This is a genomic window from Bacteroides ndongoniae, from assembly GCF_900108345.1.
In the GTDB taxonomy this organism is placed as follows: Bacteria; Bacteroidota; Bacteroidia; order Bacteroidales; family Bacteroidaceae; genus Bacteroides; species Bacteroides ndongoniae.
This window is the reverse complement of the sequence record NZ_FNVV01000012.1, coordinates 777,943-802,998: the sequence shown is the minus strand read 5'-3', so window position 1 is coordinate 802,998 and position 25,056 is coordinate 777,943. Positions and strand designations below refer to the sequence as shown.

The 25,056-nt window shown below is 56.7% G+C and carries 16 protein-coding genes and 1 pseudogene; 7 read left to right on the top strand and 10 right to left on the bottom strand.

Annotated elements, in window-relative coordinates:
- Window positions 1-120 precede the first annotated feature (120 nt).
- The 9 genes and pseudogenes from BQ5591_RS03380 to BQ5591_RS03335 form a co-directional block, all read right to left on the bottom strand.
- Window positions 121-2,883, bottom strand: coding sequence for a hybrid sensor histidine kinase/response regulator transcription factor (locus BQ5591_RS03380; protein ID WP_071148432.1), 2,763 nt, complete (start codon window positions 2,881-2,883; stop codon window positions 121-123).
- 218 nt (window positions 2,884-3,101) lie between these two features.
- Window positions 3,102-3,995: a carbohydrate kinase family protein gene (locus tag BQ5591_RS03370; protein ID WP_071148430.1), complete on the bottom strand. Its 894-nt coding sequence runs from the start codon at window positions 3,993-3,995 to the stop codon at window positions 3,102-3,104.
- Between the two features lie 165 nt (window positions 3,996-4,160).
- Window positions 4,161-5,327: an MFS transporter gene (locus tag BQ5591_RS03365; RefSeq protein WP_071148429.1), complete on the bottom strand. Its 1,167-nt coding sequence runs from the start codon at window positions 5,325-5,327 to the stop codon at window positions 4,161-4,163.
- Between the two features lie 37 nt (window positions 5,328-5,364).
- Window positions 5,365-7,560, bottom strand: a complete 2,196-nt coding sequence (locus BQ5591_RS03360) for an alpha-galactosidase (protein WP_071148428.1) — start codon at window positions 7,558-7,560, stop codon at window positions 5,365-5,367.
- Between the two features lie 21 nt (window positions 7,561-7,581).
- Window positions 7,582-9,453 (bottom strand): glycoside hydrolase family 32 protein, encoded by a 1,872-nt coding sequence (locus BQ5591_RS03355; RefSeq protein WP_071148427.1) that lies wholly within the window; start codon window positions 9,451-9,453, stop codon window positions 7,582-7,584.
- Between the two features lie 265 nt (window positions 9,454-9,718).
- Window positions 9,719-12,075, bottom strand: a pseudogene (locus tag BQ5591_RS03350) (TonB-dependent receptor).
- 171 nt (window positions 12,076-12,246) lie between these two features.
- Entirely contained in the window at window positions 12,247-12,600 is a 354-nt protein-coding gene (locus BQ5591_RS03345; protein WP_071148426.1) for a DUF2023 family protein, read from the bottom strand.
- A 27-nt stretch (window positions 12,601-12,627) separates the two neighbouring features.
- On the bottom strand, window positions 12,628-13,137 hold the full coding sequence (fldA, locus tag BQ5591_RS03340; RefSeq protein ID WP_022163038.1) for a flavodoxin FldA: 510 nt from the start codon (window positions 13,135-13,137) through the stop codon (window positions 12,628-12,630).
- A gap of 285 nt (window positions 13,138-13,422) precedes the next feature.
- Window positions 13,423-14,985: an ATP-binding protein gene (locus BQ5591_RS03335; RefSeq protein WP_071148425.1), complete on the bottom strand. Its 1,563-nt coding sequence runs from the start codon at window positions 14,983-14,985 to the stop codon at window positions 13,423-13,425.
- A gap of 221 nt (window positions 14,986-15,206) precedes the next feature.
- On the opposite strand from BQ5591_RS03335, the gene BQ5591_RS03330 reads away from it, so the two are divergent.
- The 7 genes from BQ5591_RS03330 to BQ5591_RS03300 all read left to right on the top strand — a co-directional run bounded on the left by BQ5591_RS03330 (window position 15,207) and on the right by BQ5591_RS03300 (window position 24,177).
- A complete protein-coding gene (locus BQ5591_RS03330) occupies window positions 15,207-16,418 on the top strand; it encodes an exo-beta-N-acetylmuramidase NamZ family protein (RefSeq protein WP_083380864.1) in 1,212 nt (403 codons plus the stop codon).
- Between the two features lie 11 nt (window positions 16,419-16,429).
- Window positions 16,430-17,881 (top strand): sodium:solute symporter, encoded by a 1,452-nt coding sequence (locus BQ5591_RS03325; RefSeq protein WP_071148424.1) that lies wholly within the window; start codon window positions 16,430-16,432, stop codon window positions 17,879-17,881.
- Between the two features lie 41 nt (window positions 17,882-17,922).
- Window positions 17,923-19,386, top strand: coding sequence for a glycosyltransferase family 2 protein (locus BQ5591_RS03320; RefSeq protein WP_071148423.1), 1,464 nt, complete (start codon window positions 17,923-17,925; stop codon window positions 19,384-19,386).
- Window positions 19,387-19,566: 180 nt separating this feature from the next.
- Complete coding sequence (locus BQ5591_RS03315; protein ID WP_083380879.1) at window positions 19,567-20,463, top strand: DUF4922 domain-containing protein; 897 nt, start codon at window positions 19,567-19,569, stop codon at window positions 20,461-20,463.
- Window positions 20,460-21,800 (top strand): SpoIID/LytB domain-containing protein, encoded by a 1,341-nt coding sequence (locus BQ5591_RS03310; protein WP_071148421.1) that lies wholly within the window; start codon window positions 20,460-20,462, stop codon window positions 21,798-21,800. The genes BQ5591_RS03315 and BQ5591_RS03310 overlap by 4 nt, the downstream gene beginning before the upstream one ends.
- A 78-nt stretch (window positions 21,801-21,878) precedes the next feature.
- Window positions 21,879-23,216, top strand: coding sequence for an AmpG family muropeptide MFS transporter (locus BQ5591_RS03305; protein ID WP_071148420.1), 1,338 nt, complete (start codon window positions 21,879-21,881; stop codon window positions 23,214-23,216).
- A gap of 130 nt (window positions 23,217-23,346) precedes the next feature.
- Window positions 23,347-24,177, top strand: a complete 831-nt coding sequence (locus BQ5591_RS03300; protein ID WP_071148419.1) for an ATPase — start codon at window positions 23,347-23,349, stop codon at window positions 24,175-24,177.
- Between the two features lie 160 nt (window positions 24,178-24,337).
- Here the strand turns inward: BQ5591_RS03300 and BQ5591_RS03295 are convergent, their stop codons facing one another.
- Window positions 24,338-24,961 (bottom strand): BamJ family beta-barrel-assembly machinery protein, encoded by a 624-nt coding sequence (locus BQ5591_RS03295; protein ID WP_071148418.1) that lies wholly within the window; start codon window positions 24,959-24,961, stop codon window positions 24,338-24,340.
- Window positions 24,962-25,056 lie beyond the last annotated feature (95 nt).

Here is a 25,056-nt window from a genome sequence, read left to right as displayed (position 1 = left end):
GGGGGATGGTCGGGAGGTACAACACCCACTCCGCTTCCCTCGTTCTTCCTTTCTTCCAAAGAATCACAACTGTAACCGAAGCCATACGGCCGACGCACTTCCGTCCGCAGAGCGGCAGGCTCACTCCCCACCATTCTTCCGACGCAGGAATTCGGTCGGTATCTCGCCGAAATACTCCTTATAGCACTTGGTGAAGTACGAGGGCGAACTGAAGCCTACTTCGTAGGTAATCTCGGCCACGGTCTTTTCGGTCGAGGCCAGCAGCGAGGCGGCACGCTTCAGGCGGGCAATGCGCAGCAGCTCGTTGGGCGAGTAGCCGCACAGGGCCTTCGTCTTGCGGTACAGCTGCACGCGGCTCAGACCTATCTGTTCGCCCAGCTCCTCTACGCTGAGATTGGGGTCGGACAGACGCTCGTCGATCAGGCGGCGCAGCTTATCCATAAAGCCCTTGTCCACATCGGTGACCGCGGGTTTGGGCTGTTGCAAGGCAGTGTTGCTGCCATCGGCGAAGAAGTTCTGCAGGCGGTGACGGTTTTCGATAAGGTTGCGCAGGCGCACAGTCAGCAGGCGGGCACTGAAGGGCTTGGCGATGTACGAGTCGGCACCGCATTCGTAGCCTTTTATCTTCTGCTCGTCCACAGCATAGGCGGTAAGCATCATCACGGGGATGTGCGACGTCTGCAGTTCGGACTTCAGGCGGCGGCAACACTCCATGCCATCCATCACGGGCATCATCACGTCGCAGATGATGACGTCGGGCACATACTTCATGGCCTGCTGAATGCCCTCCTGACCGTTGGCAGCCTCGATTACACGGTAGTCGTCCTGCAGGATGGAGTGCACGTAGTCGCGGATGTCCTGATTGTCGTCTATCACGAGCACGGTTTCCTTATCCTCGGCAGGGGTGTCGGACTCGGTAGCTTGCAGTGTCTCCTGGTCGGCGGCCAGCACGGCACCTTCTTTCAGATTGGCCAGCACGGCGCTGCGTGTGGTGTCGGGGTCGAGGTCGCCCGTCTGGCAAGCGGGCATCTCGATAGTGAAGCAAGTGCCCTGCCCTTCGGTAGTGTCTACACGGATGGTGCCGCGGTGCATCTCGACAAAGGCTTTCACCAGGGCCAGACCGATGCCCGAACCGGCATGATGGACGTCGATCTGATAGAAACTGTCGAAGATGTGCTGCACGTGCTCGGCAGGCATGCCTACGCCGGTATCGGTGACTTGCAGGCGCAGCGCGGGTTCGCCTTCGCGGCTGAACAAAGCCAGGCCGACACTGATGTTACCGTTCTCGGGCGTGAACTTGAAGGCGTTCGAGAGGAGGTTGTAGACGATGCGTTCCAGCTTCTCGGCATCGGCGGTCACGGTGTAGTCGGCAGCAGGGTCGGCCTCGATGCGGAAGTGTATGTGCTTGCGGAACGACAGGGTGCGGAAAGCGTCGGTCCACTCCATCAGCGCCGTACGCAGGTCGAAGCGGCTCAGACGCAACTGCAGTTTGCCATCCTCGAACTTCCGGAAGTCGAGCACCTGATTGACCAGGCGCAACAGCACGGTGACGTTCTTGTGAATGATGTTCAGCAGGAAGCGTTCGTGCTCGGTCAGGGTGTGGCTGTGCATTAGCTGCTCCACGGGGTCGGCAATCAGGGTGAGCGGGGTGCGGAAGTCGTGCGAAACGTTGGTGAAGAAGGCCAGTTTGGCATGTGTGGCGTCCTCCAGCTGGCGCGACAGGTGGATGAGCTGGTCGCGCTGTTCCTCCACCTGCTGCTTCTGTTGCGAAAGTTCGGTATTCAGGCGATTCTTGGTCCAGAAGGCACGCACCACGAAGACGAGCAACGCTCCTACCAGCACCAAAATAACGATGCAGGCATATAGAAACATGCGTTGGGCCGAGTAGCGCAGCAGGAAGGCGTCGAGCTGGCTGTTGAGCTTCTCGATTTTTTCGTCGAGGGTGCCTATGTGGGTCGTCTGCATCTGCATGATGCGGGCGTTCTGACGGTTGACCAATGCGGTAGAGAGGAGCGTCTCGCGCGGATAGCTGCGTCCTTCGAGAATATCCATGGCCACCTGCACGACGCGGTCGCCGCCGGTGGGATAGATGAAGGTGGCATCGAGGGTGCCGTCGGACACCATCTCCACACCCAGTCCCTTGCCCGAAAGGGCATCTACACCGACAAACAGCATCTCTTCGGCACGTCCCCGTCTGACGGCAGCATCGTGCGCACCGGAGGCCATACGGTCGTTGTGGGCAAAGACGAGGTCGATGCGCGGCTGGCGGTCGAGGATGGAGTCGAAGGCCTGTTCGGCCGATTGCCTGAACCATCCGGCATCGGCTGCAGCCACGACGTGTATGCCCGGAGCGTCGGCCAGGGCGTCCATCAGTCCGCGATGGCGGTCGCGCGCTGGGGTCGAACCCTGTAGTCCGGTCAGTTCCACAACGTTACCTTCCCCTTTCAGGCGACTGACGATGTAGGCACCTATCTGGCGTCCCATCTCGTAATTGTCGGCACCGATGTAAGCGGTATAGCGGTCGGAGTTGATACGACGGTCGACCAGCAGCACGGGAATGCCTTTGTCGTGCGCCTTTTCGATGGCGGGTGTCAGCGCTTCGGCTTCGTTGGGCGCCACCACAATCAGGTCAGCTTTCTGGTCGATGAAATGTTCGATGTCGGCTGTCTGCCGGGCATTGTCATCGCCGGCCGAGCGGATGTCCACTTCCACACCGGGATAGAAAAGTGCTTCGCGACGGATTTCCTTGTTCATCTGCGTGCGCCACTCGTCGTCGCTGCATTGCGACACGGCTATCAGGAAACGGGCCCGTTCGCGCCCGCATGCCGTCAGCAGCAGACACAGTGCGCACAAGGTAAAAAGGTAGAAGGTATTGTGTTTCATGGCCTTTCTTTTGGGGATTAGAGAAGGCAAATATAACGAATATAATGCAGAAGAGCGACACGGGGCGGGAAAAGATTGGGGGAAAGGCTTGGAAATTGGCAGGAATGTGGGACACTTGCATTCCATTTATGAAACACAAGCACGGCTCGCGAGCCGTACTTGTGTTGCTCGCGAGCCGTGCAAGTGTCCCACAAACGGGGAATAAGTGATGTCGGAGGTCAGGCCAGACGGCTGGTCAGCGACTCGGGCAGCACGGGCATAGCACCCTGCTGTGTGCAGACGTAGGCCGAGGTGTCGACGGCCAGGCGATGGGCTTCGGCTACGGGAAGTCCCTTCAGCGTGGCGGCCACGAAGGCGGCGGTGAACGAATCGCCGGCACCCACCGTGTCGGCTACCTGCACCTTCGGCGTCTCGACAAACGAAACATGACCGGGCGTGAAGACGTAGCTGCCATTGACACCACAGGTCAGGATAAGCATCTTCAGGTTGTACTTGGCCAGCAGAATCCAACACTTGTCCTGCAAGTCGATGCCGGGATAGCCGAACATGCGGCTCACGGTGACCAGTTCCTCATCATTAATCTTCAGAATGTTGCAGCGGCGGAACGAATCGCACAGAATCTCTTTCGTATAGAAACCCTGACGCAGGTTGATGTCGAAGATGCGCAGCGTATCGGCATCGTTGGGCATGGCGTCGAGAAAACGGTGGATGGTCTGGCGCGACACGATGCTGCGTTGTGCCAGCGAACCGAAGCAGACGGCACGCGTCTGACTGGCCAGTCCTTCGAGGGCCTGCGTGTAGGGGATGTTGTCCCAGGCCACGCCTTCCTTGATGTCATAGCAGGGCACGCCCTCGGCATCCAGCTCTACCTGAACGGTACCCGTGGGGTAAGGCACGGTTTCGATAAGTCCGTACAGCTGTTTCTGGCGGAAGTTTTCCAGAATCTCTGCGCCCAGTTTGTCCTGACCTACGGCACTCACCACGCGGCTCTCCAGCCCGAACTGCGACACGTGATAGGCAAAGTTGGCGGGTGCTCCACCCAGTTTTTTTCCTTCGGGCAGCACGTCCCACAGTGCTTCGCCCATTCCGACTACGATTGGTTGACTATTCATGGTTGTTGGTTTTAAATGGTGGACGAGTTGACAAGGGAATCAGTTAGTAGACGAGTTGACAAGGCTACAGGCTACAAGGACTTGTGGTCTCGTTTACTTGTTGACTTGTTAACTCGTTTACTTGTTTCTTGATTACTTGTTGACTCGTTTACTTGTTTACTAAAATCAGGCTTTCTTCATCTTCAGCGTATAGGCAATCAGATAGAGCACGCCGACCGTCATCACGGCCACCGCACCACTCTGACCTACTGCATCGCTGGCCACACCCATCAGCAACGGGAACACCGTGCCGCCGAAGAGGCCCATAATCATCAGACCCGAAACCTCGTTCTTCTTCTCGGGCACAGTCGTCAGCGCCTGCGCAAAGATGATGGGGAATACATTCGAGTTGCCGAAACCGATCAGCGCGATGCAAACGTAGATGACGTAGTGCGCGTCGGACACCAGCAGTCCTGCCATTGCCACCAGCATGCAAACCACACTGATGCCCAGGAAGCGGCGTGCCGACAGATGTTGTAGGATGAACGTACCCAGCAGGCAGCCCGCCGTACGGAAGATGAAGTAAAGGCTCGTGGCAAATCCCGCCTCTTCGAGCGTCAGGCCCACACGTTCCATCAGCAGTTTGGGAGCCGTGGTGTTGGTGCCCACGTCGATGCCCACGTGGCAGACGATGCCCAGGAAGCACAGCAGAATGAACGGACGGCCCAGCAGGCGCAGGCAGTCGGCAAAGCCCGATGCCTGGTCGGGTTTCTCTTCCTCGATGGGTGTAGACGACAGCCACAGGATGGCAATGACGGCCACTACCATGTAGACGGGGAACAGCACACGCCAGCCCAGTCCGAAAGTAGGCATGGCCTGCGTAGCGCCCCACATGGCGATGTAGGGGGCCAGAAACGAAGCGATGGCCTTGACAAACTGTCCGAAGGTGAGCGAACTGGCCAGGCGGTCGCCCGTGATGATGTTGCTCAGCAGCGGGTTGAGCGAAGTCTGCATCAGCGCATTACCGATGCCCAGCAGCGAGAAGGAACAGAGCATCAGCCCATAACCGTCGCCAAAGAGCGGCAGCAGCAGCGACACGGCAGTCACAAGCAAGCTGAGCAGCACGGTACGCTTCCGCCCGATGCGGTTCATCAGCATCCCCGTCGGCACGGAGAAGATGAGGAACCAGAAGAAGACAAGCGACGGAAAAATATTGGCCTGCGAGTCCGTCAGCCCCAAGTCGGCCTTTACGTAATTGGAAGCGATACCCACCAGGTCAACAAAGCCCATGGCGAAAAAGCAAAGCATGACGGGTATCAGCCTTCCGTATTTCATTTGTTGTTTTGCGGTCATTGTTTTTAAGAATTTAAAGAAGTTAGAGAAGTGATATTCATTCTACCTCCGTCAGTTCCACCACCCGACTCTGCATCGGCTGGAAGCCGAAAGCGTCGAGTCCCACCTTCATCAGATAGTCGCCCGAGAGCACTTTGCCGTTGGCAGGCAGTGTGGACTGTGTACCGGGCATCAGGTTGATTTCCTCTACCTTGTAACGCTTCGTCGGGTCAAGTCCCTGCAAGCGGACGGGCAGCAGTTTCTCCTGATAGCGCGGATAGACATCGTAGGCAAAGAGTACGGCCTTGCGGCTGTCCGTGCTCACGTAGTTTACTGCCATGTGGTTGCTTTCGTAAGGTGACACCAGACGATACTGACTGCCGTCCAGAATGACGGGTTGCAGACGTTTCCAGTTGGCCACGGCCGTCTGGCAGTAGAGCAGTTCGTCAGCACTCAGCTCCTTCAGTCCCAGGTCGAAACCCAGCTTGCACATCGAAGCCACATCGGTACGGAACTTCACCGAAGCTGCCTTGTTCCAGCTCGTCACATGAGCACACATGGCCTTGGCCGGGAAGAACTGCGAGAAACCCCATTGAATGTAAATGCGCTCCACAGGATCGGTATTGTCGCTGCACCAGAACTCGGTGAAATACTTTAGCGCCTCGTAGTCGCAACGTGCACCGCCGCCCGAGCAGAGCATCATGGGCACGTCGGGATAGTTGTCCTTCACCCGTTTCATCACGTTATAGACGCCGCGTACATGGTCGATGTACAGTTGTCCCTGTTCGGCCTTGAGGTAGGGTGAGTAGATGTTGGTGATGGGGCTGTTGCAATCCCACTTGAAGTAAGCAATGTCGGGGTTCTCCTTCAGCAGCTTGTCCACGATGCCGTAGACGTAGTCCTGCACGGCCGGGTTGCTCAGGTCGAGCACCAGCTGGTTGCGGTAGTAGTACGTCTCGCGGTTGGGATAGTGGATGGCCCAGTCGGGATGCTGTTCGAAGAGTTCGCTTTTGGGATTCACCATTTCCGGTTCTATCCACAGTCCGAACTTCACGCCAGCCTCTTTGGCTGCGTCGGTCAGGGCACGGATGCCGCCGGGCAGCTTGTCGTGCGTCACTTCCCAGTCGCCCAGTCCGGCACGGTCGTCCTTGCGCGGATACTTGTTGCCAAACCATCCGTCGTCCAGCAGAAACATGTCTACACCCAGGTCTTTGGCTTCCTTCATCAGTTCGGCCAGAATGTCCTGATCGAAGTCGAAGGCGGTGTTCTCCCAGTTGTTGAGCAGCGTCAGGCGTGTGCCTTTGCCGTCCTTCAGCTGGTAGTTGCGTGCCCAGGCCTGCAGGTCGCGGCTGCCCTGGCCGGTACCTTCAGTGCTCAGTGTAAAGATGAATTCGGGGGTAGTGAAGACCTCATCGCGTTCCAGTTTGTAGGCCGACGCATACGGATTGATGCCGGGAATGATGCGCAGGTTGCCCACATTGTCCACCTCGAAGGTGAAGCGGAAGTTGCCTGTCCACGCCAGTGTGCCCATCAGCACTTCGCCCTGCCGTTCCTGAGCGGGCTGGTCCAGCCCCACGATGAAGAAGGGATGCGTGTGCATCGCGGCACGGCTGCCCAGCTTGGTGTCGATCACCTTCTTGCCGAAAAGCAGGGGCTGCGTGCTCATCTGCGCTTCCTTGGCCCAGTCGCTGCTGAACTCCGTCAGGTAGTAAGTCGGACGGCTAAAGTAAAGCATGGTCGAGGCATAGGCCGACAAGGTAACAGGCTTCTTCTCCTGATGGCGGATTTCGCTCCAGGTCTTGATGACGTTCTCCTTCGGATAGGCCACGTAGTGCAGCGTCACGTCGACGGGATACTTGTCGTCGCGCAGCTGGATGTCGGTCCGCACGCCTCCCTCCACGGGGTGCGAGGAGGAAGAAACGTAGTAGAGCCATGTGGAAGGATTTCCGTCGTTGTGGGTGACGGCCAGGGCAGGTTCGAAGAAGTCTTCGTTGCCCGAACCGCTGTACACCTCCCACCCGCGGCGGCTGACACTGCCGTCCGAGGCGGGGTGTACGCTCCAACCCAGTTCTTTCAGGTCGGACTCATTCAGCAGCCGTTCACCAAAATAGCTCTGGTAGAGGCGGCCGTTGTCGCCCACCTGCAGCACCAGGTCGGTGCGGTCAGTGGAAATGCGTATTTGTTTCATGTCACTGGCATTCAGTGTAGTGGTGGCGAGCAGTGCAAGTGCCGCCGTTGCGATGAGGTGTTTCATGGGATATAAGGGCTTTTAGTGTTACAATCCTAATTGATGTATCTTCAGGTTCTTCACTTCGGCCTCACCTCCCTGAGTATAGAAACGCAGGGCATTGTAAGGCTGGGTGGGGAACACAAGGTTGGTCATGGCGATGCGGCCACCGTCTACGAAGATTTCAACAGAGCACTTGTCTACGAACACATCGAGGTGATATGTCTTGCCTTCGCACAACGAGAGCGGTGCCCAGGTGCCCAGAGCGAAATCGTTGATGTAGTTCACTGATTCGGTCTTGCGGTGATCGTCGGTCTCTTTGGCGTGAGGTTCTGCTTTCTCGCCGAAAGCGGTCAGTCCGCTCTGAGTACGATCCATGACGAGGCGGCCGGCCTTCATGTCGAGGTAGATGTCTACCTTTTCGCCTTTATCGTTTAGCAGTTGGAAGCCTGTGGTTTGTGCTTTGCCCGGGGTGATGTCCATTTCCAGTTCGCAAGCGCCTTCGGCACCGGTAGCCAGCGGGCTGACCAGATGTTCGTCGGCCAGGGTGAAGTCGTTGACAGGTGTAGTGCCTTTGCGCAGGCCTTCGGTCTCCTTCACGGCATTGGCGGCCATGTAGATTTCACCGTCCTTGGTGTAGAGTGAAAGCTCGCGAGGCAGGGCGTTGGCACCGCGGTACTGACGGATGGGGGTTACGTTGGCATACTGCCAGTTGCTCATCCAGGGAACTGCGATGGTGCGGTCGCCGGTATTCGAGAAGCAGACAGTGGCATAGTGATCCTTACCGAAATCGAGCCACTTGGTGACGCTCTTGTCGTTGTCGCACTTGAATTCCTTGCCATCGAACTCGCCTACGAAATATTCCGTAGCACTACCGCCGAAGGGGCAACCGGGGTTGATGTTGACAATCATCACCCACTTCATGTTGTCCTTGTTGCCATCGACAGGCAGCTGTACAAAGTCGGGACATTCAAACTGGTTGGGTTGTACACCGTAACCTTCGCCAAACTGGCTGAGGTATTCCCAGTTCTTCATGTCGGTGGACGAGTAGAAACGCATGTTCTTGTCGGCAGAAACAATCATATACCACTTCTGTGCGGGTTCGTACCAGAAGACTTTCGGGTCGCGGAAGTCCTTCAGTCCGTCGAACGGAGTCAGGATGGGGTTCTTTTCGTACTTGGTGTAGGTGCGGCCGTTGTCGTTGCTGTAGGCCATGCACTGTATCTGTCCGTGCTCGTCGCTGGCCGAGGTGTAGAAAGCAATCATGGCGTCCTTGCCGTAGCCGGCGCTGTTGTTCTTGTCGACAACGGAGCTACCCGAGAAGATGTGTCCCAGCGTGTCGCGTGCGATGGCCGGGTCGAGGTGTTCCCAATGAATGAGGTCGCGGCTGACGGAGTGTCCCCAGTGCATGTTGCCCCACTTCGATCCGTAGGGGTTGTACTGGAAGTACAGGTGATATTCGCCATCTTTGTAGACCAAACCATTGGCGTCATTCATCCAGCCATAAAGCGGCGTGTGGTGATAAACGGGACGGTAATAATCGGTATTGGTAGTATCGAAAGTGTCGGCCAGGCGGATGCTATCCCAGCAGATGGCGTTAGCGGCCACGCGACCAATGGTTACAGTGGCTTCTTTGGCTCCCTGCGGCAGGGCGAAAGGCACGTAATACTCCACGCTGTCTACAGCCAGACGCACGTCCATCGCCATGTCGGCCGGACTGCCGGTATCTAGTTTCACCTTACCCTCGGCACACGATTCCTGAATGGGGAGGATGAGATATTTCTTGGGATTGCTGATGTGAACGATGGTGAGTGTATCGCCCTGATGTTCGAGGCGGATACCGTTGTTCTGCGGCTGGCAGGCGCTGAGTGCGGCAACCGTTGCCAAAGCCATTGTCAGATGATTGAAATTAAGTTTCATGGTTGCAATATCTGTTTTATATGTTTAAAGATACGAATTAAAATGTTATCCGAAAACAATCTATCTGCCTTTTATAAATTAAAGTGAAGGAGCCACCAGATGAAAGAATTGTAGAGGTGTTTCTATCGGTTGTTCCCCGAAGGGAACATCAGGAATCAGGAAGCCTAACCTATTGCTTCGTCTCCCGTCGCAGGAGGAATGATTCATTTAAAAGACGGTCTGTGTGTCTCCTTCACTTTCCGGCTTCCCGATTCCTTTTAGGGTTTCAGAACTTCAGGCTGGCGCTGAATTCTACGGTGAACGGACGGATGTAGCTACCTGCCATCACATGTCCGGCATACTGTCCGGCATCTTCCTTTTCGATAAGTTCGGCACCGGCGATGCTGCCTTTAGCACCTGTCTGGTTCAGGAAGTTGACTACGGTACAGCCCAGGGCAAGTTTATCGTTTACCTGCCAGTTCAGTCCGCCGAAGGTTTCCCAGCGGCCGTTGAAGTAGTAGGCATCGTTGATGTTGGCGTATGTCTTGCTGAAGTAACGGAAGCTGGTCCAGATCTTCAGGTCTTTGGTGATCATGTAGCTGGGGTCGATTTCGACGATGACCTGCGGAATCTCGGCTACGATGTTGCCGGTAGCGTTGATCTGGCCTACATAGCCGTCAGAGAAGGTGACGGAAGTCTCGTACTTCTTATAGGTCGGCTTCTGGTAGGTGAAGAGGAAGTGGAAATCAAATCCCTTGAACGGATGGGTTACCACGTCGGTAGTCCAACCCAGCGTCTTGATGTCGTAAGTCAGCGGAGCGGCCATGATTTCGGTCTGACCGGCGGCTGTCTTGTGTTGCAGGTTCAGCGTAGAGTTGTTGTTGGTTTTCGAGATGTAAGAGAACAGTGAAGTCAAGCTCAACCACTCGTTGTTGTAGTAGATACCGGCACGTCCCAGGGGAACGGAAATCTTGTCGGTATTGGGCAGTGTGGCGGGAGCAAAGTTCTCGATCTTCGGGTGCTGGGTGATGTAAGTGAAGTCACCTGTCAGTCCGAACTGTCCGGTCAGCTTATAAGTAGCGGCGGCAGTCAGGGCGTAGTTCAGCCAGTCGTAGCTCATGGGCGTGGGGCAATCTTGGTGCCGTCGGCAGCAGTAGCGCCCAGGTAATAGTCGGCGAAACGGCCTACGTAGTTACCCTCGGCATTCTTCACGGCTGCATTGTCGCCACGCAGGGCCTGATATTCCAGACGGGCACCGTAGTACAGGTTCAGCTGGTCGGTTACGTCCCAGTCGTGGGTGAAGTAAAGGGCTATCTTGTTTTCGTGTCCCTTGTAATATTCGGATGCATTCTTGTTGAAGTCGTAGTAGTAACCGTTTCCGGCATAGGTGCGGTCGGCGTAGGTAGCATAGTCGGCATTGTAGAGGCGTACGGGGTAGCTACCGTCGGTAGGTACAGACTGGTCATACATGGTAGTGGCCGATGCGTAGTCGATGTCGTAGTACCACTCGTTCAGTCCCAGGCGCCAAGTGCTGTTACCAGCTTTGCGCGACAGCTCGGTGGTGAACATGAAGGAGTCGATGAAGCCGCGGTTCAGACACGACATACGGCTTTGTACGTAGTCGCCAGTATAGGGTTTCATGCTACCGTCGGCTGCTTCGTACAGGTAGTTGATGCCTGCTTCGTTCTGGTCGAGCGACATCGGAGTCTGATAGACGCACGAACCGGTGGAGTGGTCGTACTTCATGATGGTCTTCCAGTTCAGGCCGTTGTCCCAAGTGTAGTTGTTCATCAGGGTAAATTCGCTGCCTTTATTCTGCACGGCGTCGTAGAGGTTGGTCTTGCAGACTTCTCCGGTACGCATGTCGCGGTATACCATTTCGTTGTCCATCGGCAGGTAAGAGGTAGTTCCGAGGGCAAACTGGCCGAACTCCTTCACACTACCGTCGCCCACGTAGACGAAGGGAGCCGACTGAGTGGCGTACATGTAGACGGGATGGCTGTTGCTGTAGTGATAGATGGCAGTCAGTTCGCCGCGTCCTTCGTTGTACTTCTTGGTGAGGGCGAACTTATAGATCTGTGTGCGGTCCTGGAAAGGAGTCGATTTGATTTTGAACGTTCCCGGGTCGAAGTCCTGATAGATGCTTCCGCTGTAGTACCAGTCTTTGGCGATGTCGCCGTTCAGGTTGAGCGAGAACTCCTGCATACCGAAGTGGTTGCTCTTATAGTTAAGTGTTCCGTTGAATCCTTTTTGTCCGAGTTGGGTGAAAGAGTTGACGGCGTAACCGATGTTACCAGTCGTGATGGCCGTTTCCGAGATTTTCAGCAGTCCCACGTGGCTCAGGCTGGCATCGGCGCGCCACAGAGAGTTGACGGAGTGCGGGTTGGTGGCATAAGTGACGGGGATACCGTTTTCCAGTACGTTGACGTCGGCCGAGGGGAGTCCGATCTGGATTTCGCGCGGGCCGTTGGCACTGGCGGCATTCAGCATGACGTTACGGTTACCTTCTTCTTTACTGTTCGAAGAATCATCGTTCTTGGAGGAAGCATTCTGTTCCTGCGCCAGCGCGCTTCCACATGTCAGAGCCAGAAGCACTGCGGCTGTACCGGCCTGTCGGAAAATTTGTTTCATACCTTTTTTCATGGTATCTGAATTTAGTTGTTAAACGAAAGTATTTCTTGTTTTCAAACGCTGGGCAAATGTAGGCATTGCATACTTCCGGGTATGAAACAGATGTTTCGGATGCTGACAAAAATGTTGCATGAAACATTTGTTGCAACAGATGTAACATGCGTTATAGTGCATCCAGGAGGCTCAGAGGCGGGATTTGCGGGCACAGTAGCGTTTGCACTGCGCACAAAGGTCGTATCCCAACATGGCACCCAGGATGAAGTCTTCCTCGGGCGTCAGCCGGTTCAGCGGTTTGTCGACCATGCAGGCAATGGCATGGATGCATTCGGGTTTGCCGAAGAACAGATTAATCTTCGATTCGTCAACCGGGCGTACCAGATAGGCAATGTGCTGGCTTTGCAAGCGCGCCACAGCAAAGGCCTCGTACCGCCGGTTGACGGTATAAAGCACCATCTGGCGCACGCCTTTCTTGAACTCGTAAACGTGGTTGAGGAAAACCTTCAGATCACCGGGGTGCATGTCGGGAGAGAGAGTCATATAAGTACTACAGGGTAAAGAGAACAATTAATCCAGAAGAGGCCTCAAGGTGGCAATCCAGTCGTCGATGCGCTGCGGGGTGCGGTCGCTCTCGTTCACCTCGTCGAGGGCCAGGCCTACAAAGTTACCGTCGACCACCGCAACGGACGAGGAGAACATGTAACCGTCGGCACTGACACCACCCCCGATGAAGTGGCATCCACTGCCTTTCAGACCTTCGTACAAGAGGCCCATCGCGTCGCAGAACGTGTCGGCATACGATTCCGAATCGCCACAGCCGAACAGGGCCACATCCTTGCCCGTCAGGTCGGACGAATTCAGCACCCGGATGCCGTCGTACCAGTCGTCTTGCAGTTCGCCGTCGCCCCAGGTCGAGGTGCCCAGCAGCAGTACGTCGTATCGGGCCACGAGATCGGCCGAAAGCCGGTCGGCACTATGCACATCGCCCTTGTCCACACCCAGCCGGTCGGCAATCATGCCGGCCAGCTCTTCACAGGTTCCGGTACTGGAACCATAAAAAATTCCGATTCTTTTCATTGCAACTAACAGTTTTTGATTGTCCGTTGCAAAGTAAAGGCTTTGGCCGAAGCTGTGAAATACCCAGAAATAGGCTTTCTGAAGCTGCCGTCTACCTACATGAAGTTAGCTTTTCAGGGGGATGCGTGAGGGACGTTTGAGCGGCGCAAGTGTCGCTCGCGAACAACACAAGTGTGGCTCGCGAGCCGTGCAAGTGTCCCACAAATGGAATGCAAGTGTCCCACACGAGCCGTACAAGCGTCGCTCGGCGGGGCGGAAAAAGGGTGTCTGAACAGGTGGCGGAGGTCAGCGCACTTCCCAGTCGCTGATGGTGCCCGTCTCGGACGAGAAGGCGGCGCCAATCTTAAATACCCGGCGCGGATCGGCCGAATACTCCAGGGCATAGCCTTTCGAGTCGATCTGGCGCATAGCCTCGGCGGCGGTGCCGTCCAGCTTGAACTCGAATACATAAATGAACATCGGCGTCTGCACCACGCAATCTACACGACCCTGGCTCTGCACCTTCTCCACATAGACGGTGTAAACGCTGATCAGACGCATCAGCAGGTAGAAGGTATATTGGAAGTAGCGTTCGCGCTCGGCCTCGTCGTCTTTCCGGCGCATGGTGTAGGGAATGCTGGCCAGAAAAGATGTGAACAGAGTGCGGAGGCGTTCCGTATCGCCGTCTTCCATGGCCAGTACCACATCGCCGGTCCAGCCCTCGACACGTTGTTTGGGCTTCAGGTACGAGGTGGCCAGCATGGTCAGGAAACCGTCTTTCACCTCGTTGTTGGGGAAGTCGAGCAAGAAGCGGTTCAGGCGCATGTCATAGCCTTTGATGGTCAGGTAGCCGCTCTGGTATATCATCGGCAGGGGGCGCTCCACATCGGCCTTGTAGTCGATGAACTCTTCGGGGCGGTAGTATTTGCCCGTCAGTTCGTTCAGGTTCTCGTTGAAGTGGGCCAACAAGCGGATGAGGTAAGTGGGGGTGCCCGAACGGAACCAGTAGTTGTCCAGACTCTTTTTGCTGAAAGCGTTGAGCAGACTAAAGGGGTTGTACACGTCCGTCAGACCTTTGCTGAAGTGATAGCCATCGTACTGTTGTTTTAGCCGCTGCTTCATATCATCGGGCGCACAACCGTAATCAGCCGCCATAGCAGCAATAGATTCGGCAAAGTATCGCTCCAGTTCTTCCTGCGTGATGCCGCACAACGCTTCGTAACGGACATCCATACTGATGTCATCGGGTTGGTTGAAACCGCTGAACACACTGACCTGCGAAAACTTGGTAACACCTGTCAGCAGCACAAACTGCAAGTAACTGTCGGCCGCCTTGAATACGGAGTAGAAACCTTTCAGCACATTGCGGTGACGGTCTTCCAGCGTAGTGTCGGCATCGAGCACATCCAGTATCGGCTTATCGTACTCGTCAATCAGCACCACGCAGCGGCGCCCCGTCTGTTCGTGGGCTGCTTCGAGCACACGGGCAAAACGGTTGCCCACGCTCACATCGCTTTCGGGCTGCACGCCGTACTTCTTTTCCCATCGGGACACGTAACTCTGCAATATGGCCTCCAGTTCGCCGGGATTGAAGAAATTTCCCCCGTTGAAGTCCACGTGGAACACCGGATACACTTCCCAATCCGTTTCCAGCCGTTCGATGGCCAGTCCGCGAAACAGTTCCTTGCGTCCCTCGAAATACTTCTCTAATGTCGATATCAGCAGACTCTTGCCGAAACGGCGCGGACGGCTCAGAAAGTAAATCTTGCCTTCGTGCGTCAGGTTGTAAATCAGTTCGGTCTTGTCCACATAAACAAATCCGCCTTCGACAATCTGGTCAAAGCTCTGCATTCCGATAGGGTATTTCATAACGGCGTTCCTCCTATTGTTTATCATTCGAGGCAAAGATAGCGAAAGGTGAGCACAGAAGCAAGACAAAAGCTTGCTTTTGGCAGGATATTGCCGAACCGCATCCTATCTTCGTTAATAGAAAGATAAACAAATTATACGAAGATTGATGCAGGCCGCAAAAGACAAAACTTGAAAAATAACATTATCTTTGTGGGCACAACCATGTCGTACTGATAAAAATGAAACAGAAAAACATACCTCACCGACAAACCGCAAGTATAAAAACCCTGACCGCCCTCTGCTGTCTGCTCCTGCTCACAGTCTGCCTGCCCGTCCGGGCACAAGGCGAACGGATTATACTCGGCAACGAACGAACCTCCGAATACTACCCCCTGCTGCGGGGAAAACGTGTCGCCCTCTTCGGCAACCATACCAGCCTGCGCGGCAACCAGCATCTGTTGGACTGCCTGCTGGCGGACAGCATCCGCGTAGTGGCCGTCTTCTCGCCCGAACACGGTTTCCGAGGCAATGCCGACGCAGGCGAAAAGGTAGGCAGCAGCGTGGACAGCCGCACGGGTGTCCCCATCCTCTCCCTTTACGACGGTAAGGACAAGCGCCCCTCGGCTGCCTCGATGAAGAAGTTCGACGTGCTGCTAGCCGACATTCAGGACGTGGGGCTGCGCTTCTATACCTATTACATCACCCTGTGCCGCCTGATGGACGCCTGTGCCGAATATGGCAAATCCGTCATCGTGCTGGACCGTCCCAATCCGAACGGCCACTACGTCGATGGTCCCCTGCTCGACATGAAGTACAAGAGTGGTGTAGGCTGGCTACCCATTCCCGTGGTACACGGCATGACACTGGGCGAACTGGCCCGCATGGTGAACGGTGAAGGCTGGCTGCCCGCCGGGCGAACCTGCCGCCTGACCGTAGTGCCCTGCCTGAACTACACCCACCAGACACGTTACGACCTGCCCGTGCCGCCCTCGCCCAATCTGCCCAACATGAAAGCCATTTACCTCTACCCCTCGCTCTGCCCGTTCGAGGGGACGGTGGTCAGTCTGGGTCGCGGAACGGACAAACCCTTCCAGATATACGGTCACCCCGATATGAAAGGCTATTCCTACAGCTTCACCCCGCACAGCGTGCCCGGTGCCAAGAATCCGCCCCTGTTGGGCAAACGGTGCCACGGCGCAGACCTGAGCGGAAAGAGCGACGAAGAACTCCGCCGCGAAGGCCTCAACCTGACCTACGTCATCGATGTCTATCGCAACCTGAACATCGGCGACCGCTTCTTCACCTCCTTCTTCGAACTGCTGATGGGTACCTCCTACGTGCGCCAGATGATCAAAGAAGGCCGCAGTGCCGAAGAAATCAGAGCACGCTGGATGCCCGAGGTGGAACGGTTCAAGGAGCAACGCCGCCCCTATCTATTGTATAACGAATAAACACTACACACATGTCTCCCCTATCCGTTCTGCTTACCCTCGCCGCCTACTTTGTCATCCTTTTCACCGTCTCCTACCTGGCGGGACGCAAAGCCGACAATGCGGGCTTTTTCACTGGGAACCGCCGTTCGTCGTGGCCAGTAGTGGCGTTTGCCATGATCGGCGCCAGCATATCGGGCGTCACCTACGTCTCCGTGCCCGGCATGGTGAAGGACAGTGGCTTCGGCTACCTTCAGATGGTGCTGGGTTTCATTGCGGGGCAGTTCATCATTGCCTTCGTACTCACGCCGCTGTTCTATCGTCTGAATCTCGTTTCGGTCTATGAATACCTGGAAAGCCGCTTCGGACGGGCATCCTACCGCACGGGGGCGTGGTTCTTCTTCCTCTCGAAGATGCTGGGAGCTGCCGTACGTCTGATGTTGGTCTGCATCACCCTGCAGTTGCTCGTCTTTGGTCCCTGCGGGCTGCCCTTCGTGCTGAATGCCGCCCTGACGGTGGCATTGGTGTGGCTCTACACCTGGCGCGGAGGCGTGAAGTCGCTCATCTGGACCGACTCGCTGAAGACGCTCTGTCTGATTGTGTCCGTCGTGCTCTGCATCGGCTACATGGCTTCAGGGCTCGGGCTCACGCTGGATGGGGCTGCGGAAGCCGTCATGTCCAGCGAACTGTCGCGCATCTTCTTCTTCGACGACCCGAACAACCGCCAATACTTCTTCAAGCAATTTCTGGCAGGTGTATTCACCACCATCGCCATGAACGGGCTGGACCAGGATATGATGCAACGCAACCTGAGCTGCCGCAACTCGCGCGAGTCGCAGAAGAACCTGCTGACCAGCGCCGTGCTGCAGTTCTTCGTCATCCTGCTGTTCCTGATGCTGGGCGTGCTGCTCTACCTCTTTGCCGAAAGTCGCGGCATCCGGGTGGAGAAGAGCGACGAACTGTTTCCGCTGATTGCCACCGGCGGCTACCTGCCCATCGTGGTGGGCATCCTCTTCATCGTGGGACTTACCGCGTCGGCCTATTCGGCGGCGGGTTCGGCACTGACGGCACTCACCACTTCGTTCACGGTGGACATCCTGGGCATCAAGGGCAAGACCGAAGCCGAAGTCGCCCGCTTGCGCCGCAGGGTACATGCCGGCATGGCGGTGCTGATGGGCATCGTCATCGTGGCCATCAACCTGCTGAACAATACCAGCGTCATCAACGCCGTCTATACATTGGCCAGTTATACTTACGGACCCATCCTCGGCCTGTTTGCCTTCGGCATCTTCTGCCGGCGCAGGGTGCGCGACCGCTACATCCCGCTGGTGGCTCTTGCCTCGCCCGCACTGTGCTACGTGTTGCAGCGCAATTCCGAGGCTTGGTTCGGCGGCTACCAGTTCAGCTACGAACTGCTGATATTCAATGCGCTGTTCACCTGTCTGGGGCTGTGGATGGTAAGCCTGCCCCGGAAGAACGTATAAAGAATAATCCATTATCCACTATATTTTACTTATTACAGATTATGAACATCGATTGCTACCTCCTTAGTACAGGAAACAAAGACATAGAACAGATCGTCAGCGGCCTGAAGGCCACAGGACAGGTCGCACAAATCAGCCTCTTCGGCCCCAATGTGCCCGCGAACCTGAAGAACGGTTACGGCGTTCTGGAAACAGAAGCTCCTTTCAGCAGCCAGGTGATGCAAACCATCGCCCGAAGCGCACAGGCGCCCTATACGCTGCTCTACACCAAGGACACCACCCTCTGCCTGGGCATGTTCGCCCTGGAGCGTATGATGCGCATTCTGGAAGACAGCGGCGCGGGCATGGTCTATGCCGACCATTATCAGCTGAAGGAAGGCCGGCGGCAGGCAGCTCCCGTCATCGACTACCAGCCGGGATCGCTGCGCGATGACTTCGACTTCGGCTCCGTCCTGCTGCTGCGCACCGACGCGCTGAAAGAAGCTGCCGACCGCATGACGTCCGACTATCGCTACGCCGGCCTGTACGACCTGCGCCTCAAGCTGTCGCAACATCATCAGCTGGTACACATCAACGAATACCTTTACACGGAAGTGGAGACCGACACCCGCCTGAGCGGTGAGAAGCAGTTTGACTACGTCGATCCGCGCAACCGCGACCGCCAGATTGAGATGGAGGCAGCCTGCACCGAACACCTGAAGGAGGTGGGCGCCTATCTGAAACCGGAGTTCGAGTCCGTAGCCTTCGATGCCGGCGACTTCGAGTACGAAGCATCGGTCATCATCCCCGTGCGCAACCGTGTCCGCACCATCCGCGACGCCATCCGCTCGGTACTGTCACAGCAAGCAGACTTCCGCTTCAACCTGATTGTCATCGACAACCACTCCACCGACGGCACCACCGAGGCCATCGACGAATTTGCAGGCGATCCGCGCCTCATCCACCTCGTGCCCGACCGCGACGACCTGGGCATCGGCGGCTGCTGGAACGTGGGTGTGCACCATCCCCGGTGCGGTAAGTTCGCCATTCAGCTGGACAGCGACGACGTCTACAAGGACGAACACACGCTCTCGACCCTCGTACGCGCCTTCTACGAGCAACAGTGCGCCATGGTGGTAGGCACGTACCTGATGACCGACTTCCAGATGAACCCCATCCCGCCCGGCATCATCGACCACCGCGAGTGGACACCCGACAATGGCCGCAACAACGCCCTGCGCATCAACGGCCTAGGAGCACCCCGCGCCTTCTACACGCCCGTGCTGCGAGCGATAAAGGTGCCCAACACCAGCTATGGCGAGGACTATGCCCTGGGACTCGCCTTCTCGCGCCGCTACCGCATAGGCCGCGTTTACGACGTGGTCTACCTGTGTCGCCGCTGGGAAGGCAATTCCGATGCCGCCCTCGACATTGCGAAGCAGAACGCCAACAACCTTTATAAGGACCGCATCCGCACTTGGGAACTACAAGCGCGCATCGCACTGAACAGGCAGCGGAAAGCCTGAAAAATGCCGCGCTTGCAGGACGTCCGAGCAACACTTGTGTCGAACACGAGCCACACAAGTGTGGCTCGCGAGCCGTACAAGTGTCCCACAAATGAAATGCAAGTGTCCCACACGGGGCATTCGAGCGTTTCAGCAAATATCTATAAATCAACAAATTAAGAAATACACTTCATGAGCACTCTGAACGAAAACATACGCCTGCTGACCGAGCAGCAACTTGCCACCTGGGAAACCGCCCGCCGCAACTACGAGGCCCTTGCCCACGTGAAGCTGAAGGAGGTGGACGTGCGGGGCGTGCGCTACCGGGTGCAGTTCAACCCCGCGCGCATCGTTTCGTCGGCCGCACGGGTGGACGACCGCTCGCTGCGCGAACGCCGCTGCTTCCTCTGTCCCGCCAATCGTCCGGCCGAGCAGCAAGGCATCCCCTTCCGCGGGCACTACCAGCTGTTGCTGAACCCCTTCCCCATCTTCCCCCGCCACCTGACCATCGTGGAGGACGAGCACACGCCCCAGCGCATAGCCACGCGGGTGGACGACATGCTGGAACTGGCCCGACTGCTGACGGACTACACCGTCTTCTACAACGGTCCCCGCTGCGGTGCCTCCGCCCCCGACCATGCCCACTTCCAGGCAGGCAGTCGCGGCTTCATGCCCATCGAAAGCCAGTGGCGCACACTGGGACAGACGCAGATAGACACCTGCGGCACAGCCCGGCTGCTACGGCTCGACGACGCACCACGCCACACGCTGGTCATCACTTCGCCCTCGGCCACGGATGCCGCACAGTTGTTCCGCCATGTATACGACGCCCTGCCCGTCGCCCCCGGCGAAGACGAACCGATGCTGAACCTGCTTGCACTGTACGAGCCCGCCGGATGGACGCTTTTCGTCTTCCCCCGCCGCAAGCACCGCCCTTCGTGCTACTTTGCCGAAGGCGATGCCCGCCTGCTGTGCAGTCCCGCGTCGGTCGATCTGGGCGGCGTATTCATCCTGCCGCGCGAAAAAGACTTCCTCCGCATCGGCAGCCACGAGATAGAAGAAATGTTGAACGAAGTTTGTTGGGAGGGAACCCTATGATAGAACCACACATCACACACGAACCCATAATCGAAGTCGGCATCGTGTCCGGCACCGAAATCCATTTCAACCTCTCCGCGCACTACCGCCTGACGGGGACTTACGTCGGCGGCTGCGTGGTCTATTCCTGCTACGTGCAGGGCCCGCAAACCGTCCGCTATGCCGACGGGCAAATCGGCTGGCAGAACAAGACCTTCGACACCCTGATGCTGCAACCCGCCGAGTCGGCAGACAGCACTTTCGAGCTCCAGGAAGTCACCATCGGCATCGACTTCCACTGGCAACGGCGCGAGAACCAAACCTTCGGCGGCCTGCTGAAATTCGTCATCGAGAACGAACGCCTCACCGCCGTCAACGTCCTCCCCCTGGAAGACTACCTCGTAAGCGTCATCTCCAGCGAAATGAGTGCCCATGCCTCGGAAGAACTGCTGAAGGCGCATGCAGTGATTTCGAGGAGTTGGGCGCTGGCGCAGATGTTCCCTTCCCCCCTCTCCTTGGGAGAGGGGTCGGGGGTGAGGCATCACACGCTCTACCACGTCTGCGCCGACGACCACTGCCAGCGCTACCAAGGACTGACGCGACCCATCACCGAAAAGGCGCGGCAAGCTGTAGCCGACACACGCGGACAGGTGCTGACCAGCGGAGGACGCTTGTGCGACACCCGCTACTCCAAGTGCTGCGGCGGCGCGTTCGAGGAGTTTCAGTACTGCTGGGAAGACACGCCCCAGCCCTACCTGCGCAAACAACGCGACTGGCGCGTGCCTCAGGGCGATACGACGGTGCCCGCCCCCGACCTGCCCGACCTCACCGTGGAGGCCGAAGCCGAACGCTGGATTCGGTCCACGCCCGACGCCTTCTGCCACACCACCGACCAGCGCATCCTGAAGCAGGTGCTCAATCACTACGACCAGGAAACGACCGACTTCTACCGCTGGCGGGTGGAATACACACAAGAGGAGCTTTCAGCCCTCATCCAACGCCGCTCGGGAGTGGACTACGGACAGATCATCGACCTCGTCCCCATAGCCCGCGGCACCAGCGGACGCATCTGGCAACTGAAGATTGTGGGCACGCAGCAGACGCGCATCATCGGCAAGGAACTGGTGATACGGCGCACGCTCTCACCCTCGCACCTCTACAGTTCGGCGTTTGTCGTCGATCGCGAAGACCTGTCGCCCGAAGGCATCCCCGCCCGCTTCATCCTGACCGGAGCCGGATGGGGGCATGGCGTAGGCCTCTGCCAGATAGGTGCCGCCGTAATGGGAGAGCAAGGCTACAAGTACGACGAGATACTGAAGCATTACTATGTGGGGGCGGAGATAGAGAATATTTATTAAGAGGAGCCTCACCCCTAACCCCTCTCCCAAGGAGAGGGGAATTAGGATAGAATACATATATAGAAAGAAAGAACAACTATGAGCAATAACAAAAAACACACACACACTCCCCCCCTCTCCTTGGGAGAGGGGCCGGGGGTGAGGCCCCACAAGCCCTGGCTATGGATCCCCACCCTCTACTTTGCCGAAGGGCTGCCCTACGTAGCCGTGATGACCCTGGCCGTCATCCTGTACAAGCGGCTGGGACTTAGCAACACGGAGATTGCCCTCTACACCTCGTGGCTCTACCTGCCCTGGACCATCAAGCCGCTGTGGAGCCCCTTTGTGGACCTCATCAAGACCAAACGCTGGTGGATAACCACCATGCAGGCGTTGATAGCCGCCTCGATGGCGGGCATCGCCTTTTTCATCCCCACCGACCATTATGTACAGGCTACACTGGCCTGCTTCTGGCTGATGGCCTTCGGCTCGGCCACGCACGACATTGCCGCCGACGGCTTCTACATGCTGGGACTGACCACGGGCGAACAGTCGTTCTTCGTGGGCATCCGCAACACGTTCTACCGCCTGGCCAATATCTTCGGGCAAGGCATCCTGGTGATGCTGGCCGGATGGCTGGAAACATCGGGCGGGAACATTCCGCTGGCATGGAGCCTGACGTTCTACTTCATGGCAGGTCTGTTCATTGCGATTACCCTGTACCACCGCTTCGTCCTGCCCCGCCCCGACACCGACGTACGCCGTCCCGAACTTTCGGCCGGCAAGCTGCTGAAGGACTTTGTGCAGACGTTCGTCAGTTTCTTTCGGAAGAAGCACATCGGTCTGATGTTTTTCTTCCTGCTGACCTATCGCTTGGGCGAATCGCAACTGGTCAAGATAGCTTCACCCTTCCTGCTGGACAGTCGCGAGGCAGGTGGCTTAGGACTGGACACAGCCTCCGTGGGTATGATATACGGCACACTGGGTGTGGCGGCGTTGCTGGTTGGCGGTATAGTCAGCGGACTGCTGGTGTCGCGCCACGGTTTCCGTCGCTGGCTGCTGCCCATGGCACTGGCCATCAACCTGCCCGACCTGCTTTACGTCTGGCTGGCCGTTGCTACGCCCGACAGCGCATGGGTCACGGCACTTTGCGTAGCCGTGGAGCAACTGGGTTACGGCTTCGGCTTCACCGCCTATACGCTATACCTTATATATATAGCCGAAGGCGAACACAAGACGGCACACTATGCCATCGGCACCGGTTTCATGGCCTTAGGCATGATGCTGCCCGGGATGCCTGCCGGCTGGCTGCAGGAAACGATGGGCTACTCCACCTTCTTCGTGTGGGTTTGCCTCTGCACCGTGCCGGGCATCGTAGCGGCACTACTGGTGAGAAAACAGATAGAGCCGGAATTTGGGAAAAGACAGGTTAGTTGACGAGTTAACAAGTAGACGAGTTGACGAGGCTACAGACTACAAGACATTTCCTCGTGGTCTCGTTAACTTGTCAACTCGTTAACTTGTTTACTTATCAACTTAAAAACTCAGAAACTTAAAAACTCAAAATATGATACTTTTAGCCGACAGCGGCTCCACCAAGACCGACTGGTGCGTGGCCGAAGGCGGGAAACCGCTGAAACAACTGACTACACGGGGCATCAACCCGTACTTTCAGACAGAGGAGGAAATAGAACAGGAAATCACCAGCGAACTGTTGCCCCGGCTGGACGGGTTACGCCCCGACAGCGTGCACTTCTACGGTGCGGGCTGCATCAACGACAAGGCAGAGGCAGTGCACCGTGCCTTGACTCGCAGCCTTGGCACCGATGCCGTAGAGGTCTGCACCGACATGCTGGCCGCTGCACGTGCCTTGTGCGGACACGAGGCGGGCATTGCCTGCATACTGGGCACGGGCTCGAACTCGTGCTTCTACAACGGTCGCGAAATTGAGGCCAATGTATCGCCCTTAGGCTTCATCCTGGGCGACGAAGGCAGTGGTGCCTGTCTGGGCAAACTATTGGTGGGCGACCTGCTGAAAGGGCAGATGCCGGCGGCACTGAAGGACGAATTCCTGTCGAAGTACGACCTTACGCCCGCCGAGATTATCGACCGCGTCTATCGCCGTCCGTTCCCCAACCGTTTTCTGGCAGGCCTGTCGCCCTTCCTGGCCGGACACTTGCAGGAACCTTGCGTGCGTCGTCTGGTGACGGACAGCTTCCGCGCCTTCCTGTGCCGCAACGTGAAGCACTACGACTATCGCCGGTACGAGGTCCACTTCACGGGTTCCATCGCCTTCCATTACCAGCCGCTGCTGGCCGAGGCTGCCGAAGCCGAGGGCATCCGCCTGGGACAAGTCGTAAAAAGTCCGCTGGAGGGGCTGATCGGATTTCATGCCTAAAGCAGTTTTTGTACAATGGGGGAAGGAAATATGCAAACGGCCTGTTCCCCAAACATAAAAAGCGCAGACCTACACCGAATGTTGTCCGGAATTGTCTGACAATTCCCGCACTTTTCCATTCGATATAGGTCTGCGCCTGTTTATTTATAGCGGCAATAGCTTAGTCAATGCCTTCTAACTGCAAGTCGAAGGTAAGAGCAGAATACCCCAATACATTATTACTTCCACTCTCACCATATCCACTCTGGTAAGGAATATAAAGCATCCAACGTTCGCCTACGTGCATGTATTGCAAAGCTGCAGTCCAGCCAGTAATTACCCCACTTACCGAGAATTGTCTTGGACTGTCGAAAGCTGTCGGTGCCTTTGTCTCAGGATCAAGTACACCGCGGTCGGTTGCTCCGTACCCCTCAAACGTGCCTTGGAAGCTATCGCCCGTAATCAGCGTACCGTAATAGTGAGTCTCTACGGTATTAGTATATACAGGCACGGCACCTGCCGTATTTTTTACAATCTTCTTGCAATACACATACTGCTTGCCCGCAGTGGTGCTTGCCGTAGTCTCCAAACCGAATATTTCGCCCGGTTCGAACTTGTCCGCTTCTTCCTGCGCAGCGTTCAGGGGCAGCAGACGGTCGGCAGCAAGGGCGTGAATAGAGTCGATAAAGGCAGTATTGCGCGGCTCCCAGTTGTCGTACTCGCCCACTTCTTCTACCTCATCGCAAGCGGCAAAGCCTACCGACAGAAACAGGAAGAGGGATAGGTATAAAAGACATTTGTTCATATGGATTATTTTTAGTTAACGAGTTGACATGTTAACAAGTTGAGGAGTTGACAAGTTAACGAGTTAACGGGGGAAGCGGATAAGCAGAATATTCT